10 protein-coding genes and 1 tRNA gene are annotated in these 13,890 nt (G+C 71.1%); 7 read left to right on the top strand and 4 right to left on the bottom strand.

Going from position 1 to position 13,890, the window contains the following annotated elements; all coding sequences use genetic code 11:
• Positions 1 to 123 precede the first annotated feature (123 nt).
• The 3 genes from gltB to E8M80_RS07090 form a co-directional block, all read right to left on the bottom strand.
• Complete coding sequence (gene gltB / locus E8M80_RS07100) at positions 124 to 4,662, bottom strand: glutamate synthase large subunit (protein WP_137124965.1); 4,539 nt, start codon at positions 4,660 to 4,662, stop codon at positions 124 to 126.
• Positions 4,663 to 4,667: 5 nt separating this feature from the next.
• A complete protein-coding gene (locus E8M80_RS07095; protein ID WP_137124964.1) occupies positions 4,668 to 6,107 on the bottom strand; it encodes an NAD(P)-dependent oxidoreductase in 1,440 nt (479 codons plus the stop codon).
• 218 nt (positions 6,108 to 6,325) lie between these two features.
• Positions 6,326 to 7,273 carry a complex I NDUFA9 subunit family protein gene (locus E8M80_RS07090; protein WP_137124963.1) on the bottom strand — a complete coding sequence of 316 codons (948 nt, stop codon included), beginning with the start codon at positions 7,271 to 7,273 and terminating at the stop codon, positions 6,326 to 6,328.
• Between the two features lie 145 nt (positions 7,274 to 7,418).
• On the opposite strand from E8M80_RS07090, the gene E8M80_RS07085 reads away from it, so the two are divergent.
• Positions 7,419 to 8,648, top strand: a complete 1,230-nt coding sequence (locus E8M80_RS07085) for a cyclopropane-fatty-acyl-phospholipid synthase family protein (protein ID WP_137124962.1) — start codon at positions 7,419 to 7,421, stop codon at positions 8,646 to 8,648.
• Positions 8,649 to 8,720: 72 nt separating this feature from the next.
• Positions 8,721 to 8,807, top strand: a tRNA-Leu gene (locus tag E8M80_RS07080).
• A gap of 32 nt (positions 8,808 to 8,839) precedes the next feature.
• Here the strand turns inward: E8M80_RS07080 and E8M80_RS07075 are convergent.
• Complete coding sequence (locus E8M80_RS07075; protein WP_170979243.1) at positions 8,840 to 9,322, bottom strand: SgcJ/EcaC family oxidoreductase; 483 nt, start codon at positions 9,320 to 9,322, stop codon at positions 8,840 to 8,842.
• Between the two features lie 203 nt (positions 9,323 to 9,525).
• Here E8M80_RS07075 and E8M80_RS07070 point away from each other — a divergent pair, with 203 nt between their 5' ends.
• The 5 genes from E8M80_RS07070 (at position 9,526) to lptB (ending at position 13,811) form a co-directional block, all read left to right on the top strand.
• Positions 9,526 to 10,182, top strand: a complete 657-nt coding sequence (locus E8M80_RS07070) for a ribonuclease D (protein ID WP_137124960.1) — start codon at positions 9,526 to 9,528, stop codon at positions 10,180 to 10,182.
• Positions 10,183 to 10,349: 167 nt separating this feature from the next.
• Positions 10,350 to 11,333: an SIS domain-containing protein gene (locus E8M80_RS07065; protein ID WP_137124959.1), complete on the top strand. Its 984-nt coding sequence runs from the start codon at positions 10,350 to 10,352 to the stop codon at positions 11,331 to 11,333.
• A 26-nt stretch (positions 11,334 to 11,359) separates the two neighbouring features.
• The gene (lptC, locus tag E8M80_RS07060; RefSeq protein ID WP_240789926.1) at positions 11,360 to 12,022 is read left to right on the top strand and encodes an LPS export ABC transporter periplasmic protein LptC; all 663 of its coding nucleotides are present in this window, start codon (positions 11,360 to 11,362) and stop codon (positions 12,020 to 12,022) included.
• Positions 12,023 to 12,177: 155 nt separating this feature from the next.
• A complete protein-coding gene (locus tag E8M80_RS07055; RefSeq protein ID WP_240789925.1) occupies positions 12,178 to 13,062 on the top strand; it encodes an LptA/OstA family protein in 885 nt (294 codons plus the stop codon).
• The gene (lptB, locus tag E8M80_RS07050) at positions 13,059 to 13,811 is read left to right on the top strand and encodes an LPS export ABC transporter ATP-binding protein (protein ID WP_137124957.1); all 753 of its coding nucleotides are present in this window, start codon (positions 13,059 to 13,061) and stop codon (positions 13,809 to 13,811) included. The genes E8M80_RS07055 and lptB overlap by 4 nt, the downstream gene beginning before the upstream one ends.
• Positions 13,812 to 13,890 lie beyond the last annotated feature (79 nt).

The following is a 13,890-nucleotide window of genomic DNA, read 5'->3' as shown; positions in this document are numbered from 1 at the left end:
AGGTCCTTTCGTCCGGTGCGGCGGAACTGGTTTCCACGGACGAAAGATTACCGGCGCGTCATCGAAAGGGAAGACGTTGCGGTGCCACCCGGTGAAGCCTTTCACCGGGCGGCGTGCGCCCCGTCACTCGGCGGCGACGGCCGCGGCCTCGACCATCGGCACGGGCAGGTACTTCGCGTATTCCTTCGGTACGACGTGCCAGAAGCGCCCGCGCTCGTTCCCCCATTCGTTCAGCAGGCGGGCGGCGAAGCGGCTGCCGGTCTCGCCCACATGCCGCGCGATCAGGTCGCACAGCATGCATTCCCAGTGCGGATGACCGATCCGCGCCCAGAGCACCGTGTCGGGGTTCACGCGCAGCTCGAAGGTGCCGTCGGCATCGTAGACGAAGGCGTGCCCGCCCGTGAAGCCGGCGCCGAAATTGTCGCCGACCGCGCCCAGGATCGCGACGGTGCCGCCGGTCATGTATTCGCAGCCATTGGCGCCGCAGCCCTCGACCACCGCGGTCGCGCCGGAATTGCGCACCGCGAAGCGCTCGCCGGCCTGGCCGGCGGCGAACAGCTCGCCCGCCGTCGCGCCGTAGAGCACCGTGTTGCCGATGATGGTGTTCTCGTTCCAGACCAGCGGCGAGGACGGCGCGGGCCGCACCACGATGGTCGCCCCCGACAGCCCCTTGCCCACGTAGTCGTTGGCGTCGCCGAACACCTCGAGCTTCAGGCCACGCACGCCGAAGGCGCCGAGCGACTGCCCCGCGCTGCCGCGCAGCCGCACGTTGAGGTGGCCGGGCTGCAGCCCCTCCATCCCGAACTGCCGCACGATGCGCGACGACACCTTGGTGCCGATCGCGCGGTGCGTGTTCCGGATGTTGTATTGCAGCTGCATCTTTTCGCCGTGGCGGAACAGCGCGTCGGCGTCGCGGATCATCTCCGCGTCCAGCGTCTCCGGCACCTCGTTGCGGCCTTCCAGCGTGCAGTAGGACGCGTGCGGGCCGGCATCGGCCTGCACCAGCAGCGGGTTGAGGTCGAGGTCGTCGAGGTCCTCCGACCCGCGGCTGACCTGCTGCAGCAGGTCGGTGCGCCCGATCACGTCGGTCAGCTTGCGGAACCCGAGCGCGGCCAGGATCTCGCGCACTTCCTCCGCCACGAAGGAGAACAGGTTGATCACCTTCTCCGGCGTGCCTGTGAACTTCTGGCGCAGCGCCTCATCCTGCACGCAGACGCCGACGGGGCAGGTGTTGGAATGGCACTGGCGGACCATGATGCAGCCCATGGCCACGAGCGAGGCCGTGCCGATGCCGAATTCCTCGGCGCCCAGCATGGCTGCGATCACGACGTCGCGCCCGGTCTTGAGTCCGCCATCGGTGCGCAGCCGCACGCGGTGGCGCAGCCGGTTCAGCAGCAGCACCTGGTGCGTCTCGCTGAGGCCCATCTCCCAGGGCAGGCCCGCGTACTTGATGCTGGACTGCGGCGACGCACCCGTGCCGCCGGAATGGCCGGAGACGAGGATCGCATCCGCCTTGGCCTTGGCCACGCCGGCGGCGATGGTCCCGATGCCGGAGCGGGACACCAGCTTCACGCAGACCGTCGCCTCCGGGTTGATCTGCTTGAGGTCGTAGATGAGCTGCGCCAGGTCCTCGATCGAATAGATGTCGTGGTGCGGCGGCGGGCTGATCAGCGTGACGCCCGGCGTCGAATGCCTGAGCTTCGCGATCAGTCCGGTCACCTTGAAGCCGGGCAGCTGCCCGCCCTCGCCGGGCTTGGCGCCCTGGGCGACCTTGATCTCGATCTCGCGGCAGTTGTTGAGGTATTCGGCGGTGACGCCGAAGCGACCCGAGGCGATCTGCTTGATCGCGCTGTTCGCGTTGTCGCCGTTCGGGCGCGGGCGCGCGCGGGCCGGGTCCTCGCCGCCCTCCCCGGAATCGGAGCGGGCGCCGATCCGGTTCATCGCGATGGACAGCGTCTCATGCGCCTCCGGGCTCAGCGCACCGAGCGAGATGCCGGGCGCGACCAGGCGCTTCCGGATCTCGGTAATGCTTTCGACTTCTTCGAGCGTCACGGGCGCGCGACCTTCCAAGCGGAAGTCGAGCAGGTCGCGCAGCGCCACGGGCGGCAGCCGGCGCACGGCTTCCGTGTAGCGCTTGTAGGTCTGGTAGCTGTCGGTCTCGACCGCCTTCTGCAGCGTGTGGATCAGGCTGCCGTCGAAGGCATGCACCTCCCCCCGGCGGCGCAACTTGTAGAGCCCGCCGACCGGCAGCGCGACCGCGCCCTCCTGCCAGGCCTTGTCGTGCAGCGCGAGCACGCGCCGCGCGATGCCCGAAAGCCCGATGCCCGAGATGCGCGACGGCGTGCCGGGGAAGAATTCCGCCACCAGCGCGCGCGACAGGCCGATCGCCTCGAAGTTCATCCCGCCGCGGTAGGAGGACAGAACGCCGATGCCCATCTTGGACATGACCTTGAGCAGGCCCTTGTCCACCGCCTTCTTGTAGCGCGCGACGGCCTCGCCCAGGCCGACATTGCCGAACAGCCCGCGGCGGTGCCGGTCGGCGATGCTCTCCTGCGCGAGGTAGGCGTTGACCGTGGTGGCGCCCGCGCCGATCAGCACCGCGAAGTAGTGCACGTCCATGCACTCCGCCGCACGCACGTTGAGCGAGGTGAAGGTGCGCAGGCCATGCTTGACCAGGTGCGTCTGCACCGCGCCGACGGCCAGGATCATCGGGATCGCCGCGCGGTCAGCCGCCTGCCCCTCATCGGTCAGGATCACATGCGCGCAGCCGGAGCGCACGCCTTCCTCCGCCTCGCGGCGGATGCGCTCGATGGCGCGGCGCAGCCCGGCCTCGCCCTCCGCCACCGGCCAGGTGCAGTCCACGGTCGCGGCGGTCGCGCCCATGTAGTCGCGCATCGCGTCGAACTGCGCGTTGGAGAGCACGGGGCTCTCCAGCATCAGCATGTCGCACTGCGTCGGGTCTTCATCCAGGATGTTGCCGAGGTTGCCGAGCCGCGTGCGCAGCGTCATCACCCGCGTCTCGCGCAGGCTGTCGATCGGCGGGTTGGTCACCTGGCTGAAGGTCTGGCGGAAATAGTGGTGCAGGCCGCGGTACTGGCTCGACAGCACGGCGATCGGCGTGTCGTCGCCCATGCTGCCCACGGCCTCGTTGGCGTCCTCCACCATCGGGTGGAGAATCCCCTCCAGCTCCTCCAGCGTGTAGCCCATGGCGAGCTGGCGGCGGCGCAGCTCCTCGGCCACCAGGTTCGCGCGCTCGTCGGCCTCGGCCTTCACGATCTCGTCGATCCGCGTGGTGCGCGACGTCCACTGGCCGAACGGCTTGCGCGCGGCCAGCATGTCCTTGAGCGCGGCGTCCTCGAGGAAGCGCGCCTCATCCAGGTCGACGCCGATGCACTGCCCCGGCCCGAGCCGGCCCTTCTGCACGATGCGGTCTTCCTGCAGCTTCACCATGCCGGTCTCGGAGCCCACGATCAGCAGACCGTCCGCCGTGATGGTGAAGCGCATCGGGCGCAGGCCGTTGCGGTCGAGCCCCGCGATCACCCAGCGCCCGTCCGTCGCCGCGATCGCGGCCGGCCCGTCCCAGGGCTCCATCACGGCGTTGCAGTACATGAACAGCTCGCGGTGCGGCTCGGGCATCGTCGCGTTGTTGCTGACGCTTTCCGGGATCAGCAGCGCCTTGGCCATGGGCGCGTCGCGGCCGCCGCGCACCAGCAGCTCGAAGACGTTGTCGAGCGTCGCCGTGTCCGACCCGCCCGCCTGCACGATCGGCTTCAGGTCCTCCATGAAGGGGTCGAGCAGCGCATGCGCCATGCGCGTCTCGTGGCTCTTCATCCAGTTGGCGTTGCCGTGCAGCGTGTTGATCTCGCCATTGTGCGCGAGCATGCGGAAGGGCTGCGCGAGCCGCCAGGTCGGGAAGGTGTTGGTCGAATAGCGCTGGTGGTAGATCGCGAAGCGGCTGACGAAGCGCGGATCGTTGAGGTCCGGGTAGAAGTCCGTCAGGCTCTCGGCCAGGAACATGCCCTTGTATATGATCGAGCGGGCCGAGAGGGAGCACAGGTACAGCTCGGGGATCTGCGCCGCGATCGCCTGCTTCTCGATCCGCCGGCGGATCACGAACATGTCGCGCTCGACCGTCTCCACGTCGCGCTGCTCGGGGTCGTGGATCAGGATCTGCTCGATCTCGGGGCGCGTCGCGTTCGCCTTCTCCCCGATGCAGGCGACGTTGATCGGCACCTGGCGCCAGGAATAGATGGCGTAGCCGGCGTTCAGGATCTCGGTCTCGACGATCTGGCGGCAGCGCTCCTGCGCGCCGAGGTCGGTCTTGGGCAGGAACGCCATGCCGACGGCTATGCGCCCCGGGCGCAGGCGGTCGCCGCCACGCTCGACCACTTCGGCGAAGAAGTCCTGCGGGATCTCGATGTGGATGCCCGCGCCGTCGCCGGTCTTGCCGTCGGCGTCCACCGCGCCGCGGTGCCAGACCGCCTTCAGCGCGTCGATGCCGGCCTGCACGACTTCGCGGCGCGGCTTGCCGTCGAGCGCGGCCACCAGGCCGACGCCGCAGGCATCGTGCTCGGTCAGGTCGAGATGGGCGGCAGAGGCCAGCAGGTCGCGGCCGCTTGCATAGGATTCCACGAAGGCGGAACCGGTCTCGTGCTGCGTCATAGCTCTCACTCCGCCGCGATGGCCGGGGCCGCGCCCCGCGCCTCGATGTAGTGGTGGATCTGCTCGGCCACGTCGCGCCCGTCCCGGATGCCCCAGACGACCAGGGAGGCGCCGCGCACGATGTCGCCGGCGGCGAAGACGCCGGGCAGCGCCGTCATCATGGTGCGGTGGTCGACCTTGAGCGTCCCCCAGCGCGTCACCGGCAGGGCCGGCTCGTTGAAGGCGGCCGGCAGATCCTCGGGGTCGAAGCCGAGCGCCTTGATCACCAGATCCGCCTTCACCTCGAATTCCGCACCGGCAATGGGCTCGACCTGCTGGCGGCCGGTGGCGTCGGCCAGGCCCAGATGCATCCGCTGCGCGCGGACGGCGGCGACCGCGCCCTTGCCCAGAAAGGCTTCGGGGGCGGCGAGCCACTCGAAGCGCACGCCCTCCTCCTCGGCGTTCTTCACCTCGCGCATCGAGCCCGGCATATTCGCGCGGTCGCGCCGATAGAGGCAGGTGACGGAGGCGGCACCCTGGCGCACGGCGGTGCGGACGCAATCCATCGCGGTGTCGCCGCCGCCGACGACGACCACGTGCCGACCCTCGGCGTTCAGCGCACCGCTGTCGAAGTCCGGCACCGAATCGCCAAGCCCCTTGCGGTTTGACGCGATCAGGAAGTCAAGCGCCGCGACCACGCCGGGCAGCGCCGCGCCGGGCACGTCGATGTCGCGCGCCTTGTAGACCCCGGTCGCGACCAGCACCGCGTCGTGCTTGCGGCGGAGTTCGCCGAGCGTGACGTCCCGGCCGATGGCGGTGTTCAGCTCGAAGCGGATGCCGCCCTCGACATACTGTTCATGCCGACGGAGGACGACCTCCTTCTCCAGCTTGAAGTTCGGGATGCCGTAGATCATCAGCCCGCCGGCGCGGTCGTGCCGGTCGTAGATCGTGACCCGGTAGCCCATGACGTGCAGTCGCTCGGCCGCGGCCATGCCGGCGGGGCCGGCGCCGATGATGCCGATGCTGCCGTCCCGGGGCCGCACAGGCCGCGGCGGCTTCACCCAGCCCTTTTCCCAGGCCGTGTCGGTGATGTACTGCTCGACGGCGCCGATCGTGACGCTCTCGAAGCCCTTCTCGATGACGCAGTTGCCCTCGCACAGCCGGTCCTGCGGGCAGATGCGGCCGCAGATCTCGGGGAAGGTGTTGGTGGCCGCGGCCACCTCGTAGGCTTCCTCGAGCCGGCCTTCGGCGGTCAGCTTCAGCCAGTCCGGGATGTTGTTATTGAGCGGGCAATGCACCTGGCAGAAGGGAACGCCGCATTGCGAGCAGCGCGACGCCTGCTGCGCGGCGGCCTCGGCGACATAGGGGCGATAGACCTCGTCCCAGTCGGCGCGGCGGGCGCTGGCATCGCGCTTGTCCGGCTGCCGCTGCTGCAGGCGTACGAACTGGAGCATCTTCTCGGCCATGCGAATCCCCGCGGCGGCGTGTCCCTGCCCGGCGGCGCGAGGCCGCGCAGGATCCGTCTCCGGACCCCGGGCGGCGCGACACTTAATGCAAGCGCCACGGGCAGGCGAGTCCTTTCTACGCCGTCAGGACAGTCTTACTGCCATAAACTGCCATGGCGAACCGCCGCCACCAACAATCAGGTCACTGCCGGGCCGTACATTTGGCCGCTTCGGCCATATCAGGCGGTTGCCTCCCGTCGCGACCCGCCGGGACGGAAGCGCGCCAGGTAAGCCGGCACGATCGCCTCCACCGCCTTGGCCTCGATGCCGAGCGCGGCCAGCCCAGCCGCGCCCTCCGCCACCACATTGTCCTGGCCGAGCAGGATCAGCTGGTCGCGCGTCAGCGGCGGGCTCGGAAGCATCTCCCCGATGCGGGCCTGGAACGCGACCAGCCGCTCCGGCAGGCGCACCAGAATCCGGCGCCGGCGCGTGTGCTCCAGCACGAACTCCAGCACGTCGCGCATCGTCATGGCCCGCGGCCCGCCGAGCTCGAAGACCCTGCCCGCCACGTCGTCGCGCGTGATCGCCGCCATCACCGCATCCGCCACGTCGCCGACATAGACCGGCTGGAACCGCGTCTCCCCCGCCACCACCGGCATCACCGGCAGCATCGCCGCCAGCCCCGCGAAGCGGTTGAAGAACTGGTCCTCCGGCCCGAACACGACCGAGGGGCGGAGGATGGTCGCGGTCGGGAAGGCGGCCAGCACCGCCGCCTCGCCCTCGGCCTTGGTGCGGGCATAGTCGCTGGCGCTCCCGGCATCGGCGCCGATGGCCGAGACGTGCACCAGCCGCCGCGCGCCCGCCGCCGCCGCCAGCCGCGCGACGCGGCCGGCGCCCTCGGCCTGGATGCGGTCGAAGTCGCCCGCCTTCCGCTCGAACAGGATGCCGACCAGGTTCACCACCACCTCGGCCCCCGCGACGGCGCGCGCGACGGACGCCTCGTCCGTCACCGATGCCGAGACCGGCACCACCTGCCCGACACCGCCCAGCGTGCGCAGCTTCCCCGCCTTTTCGGTGTCGCGGCCCGCGACGCGCACGATGAAGCCCGCCTTGGCCAGGCGCTGCACCGCGTGGCGGCCGATGAACCCGGCGCCCCCGAACACCGTCGCGACCCGACGCGCAACCATGCGACACCCCATTGCCATGCGTGCCGGACCATATGGCGACGCCCCCGGCGCGCCAAGGGACCGGCCGGCGACTAAATCCGATTGGGAATCGACCGGGAAAGGGGTCATACCGGCCTCCCTATCCCGCACCCGGATTGCGCCGCCCATGATGCTGCTGTCGAACCTGCTGCGCCGCTTCGTCCGGCGCGGTCGCCTCATCGTCCTCGACCACACCGGAGCGGCGCACCGCTTCGGCAGCGGCCAGGACGGGCCTGAGGTGACGATCCGCCTGACCGACAAGGCGGTGGAGCGCGAGATCTTCCTCAACCCCGAACTGAAGGCGGCCGAGGCCTACATGGACGGGCGGCTGTTGATGGAAGGCGGCGCGCCGGTCTTCGACCTGCTCCACCTGTTTTCGGTCAACCGGTCGGGACTCGCGTCGCACCCGGTGCAGCGTGCGCTGCGGCGGGCCTGGCGGTCGGTGCGGCGCTGGCAGCAGCGCAATCCGCTCGGCCTGGCGGCGAAGAACATCCGGCACCACTACGACATCCCGCCCGATTTCTACCGGCTGTGGCTCGACCCGACGATGACCTATTCCTGCGCCTACTATCCGACGCCGGAGACCTCGCTGCACGACGCGCAGATCGCCAAGCTCAGGCATATCGGCGCCAAGCTGCGCCTCGAACCCGGGATGACGGTGGCCGAGATCGGCTCGGGCTGGGGCGCGCTCGGCGCCTTCCTTGCGCGGACCTATGGCGTGAAGGTCACCTCGGTGACGCTGTCACCGGAGCAATGCGCCGTGGCGAAGCAGCGCGCGATCGACGAGGGCGTGGCAGACCGCGTGGAGTTCCGCGAACTGGACTACCGCGTGCTGGAGGGCACCTACGACCGCGTGGTGTCGATCGCCATGATGGAGGCGATCGGCATCGACGAGTTCGACGCCTATTTCCGCAAGATCAGCGCACTGACCAGGCCCGGCGGGTTCGCCCTGGTGCATTGCATCGGGCGGATGTCGCCGCCCGGAACCACCGCGCCCTTCATCCGCAAGTACATCTTCCCCGGCGGCTATGTTCCGGCGCTGTCGGAGGTCTTCGCCGCGCTTGAGCGCACCGGCACCTGGTGTGCCGATTGCGAGAGCCTGCGGCTGCACTACTACTGGACCATCAGGCACTGGCGCGAGGCCTACGACGCCCGGCGGAACGAGGCCGTGGCGATGATGGGCGATCGCTTCTGCCGCATGTGGGACTTCTACCTTGCGAGCGTCGAGCTCGGCTTCCTGAACGGGTCGAACTTCGTGTTCCAGCTGCTGCTTTCCGACCGGCGCGACGACGTGCCGGTGCTGCGCGACTACATCCAGGACGAGGAACGGCGCCTTGCCGCGATCGACGCGCGATAGCGCGGACCCCGCTTGACGCCCCGCACGGCTGCGCGTAATTGCCCCGCCTCGCCGAAAGGCGCCGACCCCCTTGCCCAGGTGGCGGAATTGGTAGACGCGCTGGCTTCAGGTGCCAGTGACCGCAAGGTCGTGAAGGTTCGAGTCCTTTCCTGGGCACCACCGCCGACGCCGGAACAGCGGCGCCACGCGGGTCACCCCGGCGGCACCGGGTAGTCCTGGAACATGTCGGCGAAGATGCGCCACCCGCTGGGCGTGATCCTAACATACAACATGGACCGGATGCGCCGGCGCTCCGGCGGCCCACCCTGCACGGCGACATCGCCCTCCCAGATCCAGAGCACCACGCCGCCCTCGGCATCCCCGTCGAAGCGCGCATTCACGAGGCGAAGCTGCGGCTGCCCGGCCGCGAAGTTTCGCGTCATGCTGGCCCTGATCGCATCCCGCCCGGCCGTGACGCCGCCGCGCGCGTTCAGGATGATGCCCTGCTCGGCATAGAATTCGGCGACGCGCGCGGCGTCGCGCGCCTCCAGCGCCGCCCGGAACTCATGCACGAGTTCGCCCGGCGTCGCGGGCCCGGCCTGCGCCAGGGCCGCGCGGCCGGACGCCAGCGCGGCCGCGAGACCCGCCGCGCCCCCAAGGACCAGGGCACGGCGCGAGGCATTGATCTCCGGCATGGCAGGGATTTCCCGGTCTTGGTCCGGGCTCGATCCTGCGCGCCCCGCGCTGCGGGATGCAACGCGATATCCGGCGCGGGCCGGGCTCGCCGCCTCCATGCCGGGACGGACGCCCTGTTCGCCCGCCGCGATCTGGTCTAGGGCCTGAACCCGCGCGCGGGGTCGCCCGCCTGCCTTCCATCCTGCTGCAAGGGCGCATCCCGTTGGGCACCACCCTCTTCACCCATGCCGGCGTCACCATCCGCCTGCACCGGAACGACCTGCCGGACGGGATCGACCTTGGCCGCGTCGTCGCGATCGACACCGAGACGATGGGCCTCAACCCGCACCGCGACCGGCTCTGCCTGGTGCAGCTCTCCTCCGGCGACGGCTCGGCGCATCTCGTGCAGATCATCCCCGAGGCGCTGGGCGGCCAGGGCTATGCGGCGCCGAACCTGAGGCGGCTCCTGACCGACCCGGCGGTGACGAAGCTGTTCCACTTCGCGCGTTTCGACGTGGCGGCGCTGTATCGCTACCTCGGCGTCACGACGGCGCCGGTGGTCTGCACCAAGGTCGCGGCGAAGCTCGTGCGCACCTTCACCGACCGGCACGGGCTCAAGGACCTGTGTCGCGAGCTGCTGGGCGTCGACCTCTCGAAGCAGCAGCAGACCTCGGACTGGGGCGCGCCCGACCTCACCCCGGAACAACTGGCCTATGCCGCCTCCGACGTGCTGCACCTGCATGCGCTCTGGGCCAAGCTCGAGGGGCTGCTGAAGCGGGAAGGCCGGCTCGACCTCGCCGAGGCCTGTTTCCGCTTCCTGCCGGCACGCGGCAGGCTCGACCTCCTCGGCTACGAGGACCCGGACATCCTGAGCCACTGAGTCCTGCGCCCCCCGGGCGCCGGGCGCCGGCTCGGAGGCTGCCTGTGCCCTCAGGCGCCGGGCGCCGGCATGGCGCGCGACGCCGCCACCCGACCACATGGCACAGTTCTTGATTACCGAGCCCGGCTTTTGTTGACCCTCCAGTCCGGCGGCACCATACAGGCGCCGTGAACGCGCCGCAGACCCATCCCGACCTCGACACAGCCCGCCGCGTGCTGGCCCTGGAATCCGAGGCGCTGACGGCGCTGGCCGCCTCGCTCGACGACCGCTTCGCGGCCGCCGTCTCCCTGCTCGCGGGCGCCACGGGGCGCGTCGTCGTCTCGGGCATGGGCAAGTCGGGCCACGTCGCGCGCAAGGTCGCCGCGACCCTGGCCTCCACCGGCACGCCGGCGCTATTCGTCCATCCGGCCGAGGCCTCGCACGGCGACCTCGGCATGATCGTCGGCGGCGATGCGGTGCTCGCGCTGTCCAATTCCGGGGAGACGCCGGAACTCGCCGACCTCGTGGGCCACGCCAAGCGCTTCGGCCTTCCGCTGGTGGGCATCACGGGCCGCGCCGGCAGCACGCTCGCGCGCGCCGCCGATGTCGCGCTCGTGCTGCCCGCGGCGCCCGAGGCCTGCCCGATGGGCCTGGCGCCCACCACCTCCACCACCATGCAGCTGGCGCTGGGCGATGCGATCGCCGTGTCCCTGCTCACGCGGCGCGGCTTCACCGCGGCGGATTTCCGCGTCTTCCACCCCGGCGGCAAGCTCGGCGCCAGGCTCGCCCGCGTGCGGGACTTGATGCATGGTGCGGCCGAATTGCCGCTCGCGCCCGAGACGACGCCCATGGAGGCCGCCATCGTCGCGATGACGGCGCGGCGCTTCGGCTGCCTCGGCGTGCAGGACGCGGCGGGGCGGCTGGCCGGCATCATCACCGACGGCGACCTCCGTCGCGCGCTCGAGACCGGCGGCGGCGCCGGCCTGCTGGCGCGGAGCGCGGCCGAGGTCATGACTCGCGCCCCCCGCACGGTCCGGCCCGAGACGCTGGCCGCCGAGGCGCTGCACGAGATGAACACCCGGTCCATCACCGCCCTGTTCGTGTTGGACGAGGCGGGGCGTCCGGTCGGCATCCTGCACATCCACGACCTGCTGCGCGCCGGCGTCGCATGAGCGGCCGGAAGGACCCCGCCCCCGCCATGACGCTGGACCCCGTCACCGCCGCGCCGCGCCGGATGCTGCCGCCGTCGCGCGAACGCTGGGCGCCTTCGGCCGGCCAGATCGCCCGCCGCCGCGTCGCGGTGCGGATCGCGAAGTGGCTGTTTCCCCTGGCCGGCGTCGCGCTGCTGGCCGGCATCGCCATCTGGCCGGAGATCGACCGGATGGAAGACCGCGCCCGCGTCTCCTTCCGCCGCGTGGTCACTGCCGCGCCGGACGCGGTGCGCGTCATCGAGCCGCGCTACCAGGGCCTCGACGAGCAGAACCGCCCCTACACCGTCACCGCCGACATCGCGGCGCAGACGGACACGCCCGACCTCGTGGACCTCGCGCGCCCGCGCGCCGACATCCTGCTGACCGACGGGTCCTGGGTGCTGCTCGAAAGCCAGGCGGGGCGCTTCGACAAGGCGCGCAACCGGCTCGACCTCACGGGCGAGGTCACGCTCTGGCAGGACGGCGGCAACATGCTTGTCACCGACGCGGCCGAGATCGACCTGAACGAAGGCGCGGCCTCCGGCGACCGGCCGGTCGCGGCGCAGGGCCCGTTCGGGACGCTGGTCAGCGAGGGCTTTCGCCTGACCGAGCGCGGCCAGGTCGTGGTCTTCACCGGCCGGGCGCGCGCGATGCTGGAAGGCGGGCAGTGATGCGCGCGGGCGAGGCAAGGTCGGGGGAAGGGAACTCCCCCCGATCCCTCCTTACTTGGAAATTGGGCGCCAGCCGCCGTGCCCGGCACGACAGCACAGGTGACCAAGGAAGGAGGGGGCGCGGGGGAGTTCCCTCCCCCGCCCTTCTTCTCGCCTTGCTGAGCCTTGCCCCGGCGGCCTTCGGCCAGTCCCTCGACCTGTCACAGGGCGGCCCGGTCGAGGTCACGGCGACCGACGGCATTGAGTGGCGCCAGCAGGACCAGGTCGTGATCGCGCGCGGCGACGCGCGGGCCGTGCGCGGCGCCGTCACGGTCGAGGCCGACCGCCTGCTCGCGCGCTATCGCCCGCGCGGCGGCGCCGCGACCGAGGCCCGCGCGCCTGCCGACGGACCGGCGGGCGGCGGCGAGATCTGGCGCCTGGAGGCCGAGGGCAACGTGACGGTCCGCACGGCGACCGACCGCGCCGAGGGCGAGCGCGCCGTCTACGACATGGACCAGGCGGTCATGGTCATGACCGGCCGCGACCTGCGCCTGACCAACCCCGACAACGTGCTGACGGCGCGCGACAGCGTCGAATACTGGTCGCAGCGGCGGATGGCGGTCGCGCGCGGCAATGCCGTGGTGGTGACGAATGACGGGCGGCGCGTGCGCGCCGACACGCTCGTCGCGCATTTCGCCGAAAGCCCCGCCCCTGGCGCGGCGCCGCGGCCGGCCGCCGCGACCGGGGAGCCCCCGCCGTCGAGCCTCGAGCGCGTCGAGGCCTTCGGCAATGTCGAGATCCGCACGGCCGAGGAGGTCGTGCGCGGGGACAGGGGCGTCTACAGCCCGAATTCGCGCCTGGCGCGGCTGCTCGGCAATGTCCGCATCACGCGCGGCGACAACACGCTGGCGGGCCAGGAAGCGATCGTGAACATGGAGACCGGCGTCGCGCGGCTGATCTCGGCGCCGGGGGCCCGGGTGCAGGGGCTTGTCGTGCCGCAGCAGGGCCCGCAACCCGGCCAGCAGCCCGGGCGCCAGCCCGGCCAGGAGGCGCCGCGATGACCGAACCGCTCCGCGTGCTCGAAGGCGGCGGCTGGCTGGTCGCGAAGGGCCTCGGCAAGCGCTACAAGAAGCGGCCCGTCGTGCGCGGCGTTTCGATCTCCGTCCGGCGGGGGGAGGCTGTCGGCCTGCTCGGCCCGAACGGCGCCGGCAAGACCACGACCTTCTACATGATCACCGGCCTCGTGCAGCCCGACGAGGGCCAGGTGCTGATGGACGGGCACGACGTGACGACGCTGCCGATGTACCGGCGCGCGCGCCTCGGCCTCGGCTACCTGCCGCAGGAGGCCTCGATCTTCCGGGGCCTCAATGTGGAGGACAACATCCGCGCGGCTCTCGAGGTCGTGGAGCCGATCCGCGACCGCCGGGAACAGATGCTCGACAGCCTGCTTGCGGAATTCGGCATCTCCCATCTGCGCCGCGCGCCGGCGCTGGCGCTGTCGGGCGGGGAACGCCGGCGCTGCGAGATCGCCCGCGCGCTGGCGACGCACCCGGCCTACATCCTGCTCGACGAACCGCTGGCCGGCATCGACCCGATCGCGGTGGGCGAGATCCGCGACCTGGTCAAGCACCTCAAGGACCGCGGCATCGGCGTGCTGATCACCGACCACAACGTGCGCGAGACGCTCGAGATCATCGACCGCGCCTACATCCTGCACGACGGCCAGGTGCTGATGGAGGGCAGCCCCCGCGACATCGTCGCGCATGAAGGGGTGCGCCGCGTCTACCTCGGCGAAAGGTTCAGTCTCTAGCTTGGCCGTCATGCCCGCAGCCACCACACCGGGTGCCTGCCTCGGCACCGCCGCGACGGGGCCACGGCCAGCCGCGCAT

This window comes from Roseomonas sp. HF4 (assembly GCF_005222755.1).
Classification (GTDB): Bacteria; Pseudomonadota; Alphaproteobacteria; order Acetobacterales; family Acetobacteraceae; genus Neoroseomonas.
This window is presented reverse-complemented; position numbering and strand designations above follow the sequence as displayed.

What these genes read in the sequence shown, in the direction of transcription:
- E8M80_RS07075 (WP_170979243.1), bottom strand. Translation starts at nt 9,322, where the DNA reads ATGCCGGAGATCAATGCCTCGCGCCGTGCCCTGGTCCTTGGGGGCGCG.
- E8M80_RS07090 (WP_137124963.1), bottom strand. Translation starts at nt 7,273, where the DNA reads ATGGTTGCGCGTCGGGTCGCGACGGTGTTCGGGGGCGCCGGGTTCATC.
- lptB (WP_137124957.1), top strand. Translation starts at nt 13,059, where the DNA reads ATGACCGAACCGCTCCGCGTGCTCGAAGGCGGCGGCTGGCTGGTCGCG.
- gltB (WP_137124965.1), bottom strand. Translation starts at nt 4,662, where the DNA reads ATGACGCAGCACGAGACCGGTTCCGCCTTCGTGGAATCCTATGCAAGC.
- E8M80_RS07095 (WP_137124964.1), bottom strand. Translation starts at nt 6,107, where the DNA reads ATGGCCGAGAAGATGCTCCAGTTCGTACGCCTGCAGCAGCGGCAGCCG.
- E8M80_RS07085 (WP_137124962.1), top strand. Translation starts at nt 7,419, where the DNA reads ATGATGCTGCTGTCGAACCTGCTGCGCCGCTTCGTCCGGCGCGGTCGC.
- lptC (WP_240789926.1), top strand. Translation starts at nt 11,360, where the DNA reads ATGACGCTGGACCCCGTCACCGCCGCGCCGCGCCGGATGCTGCCGCCG.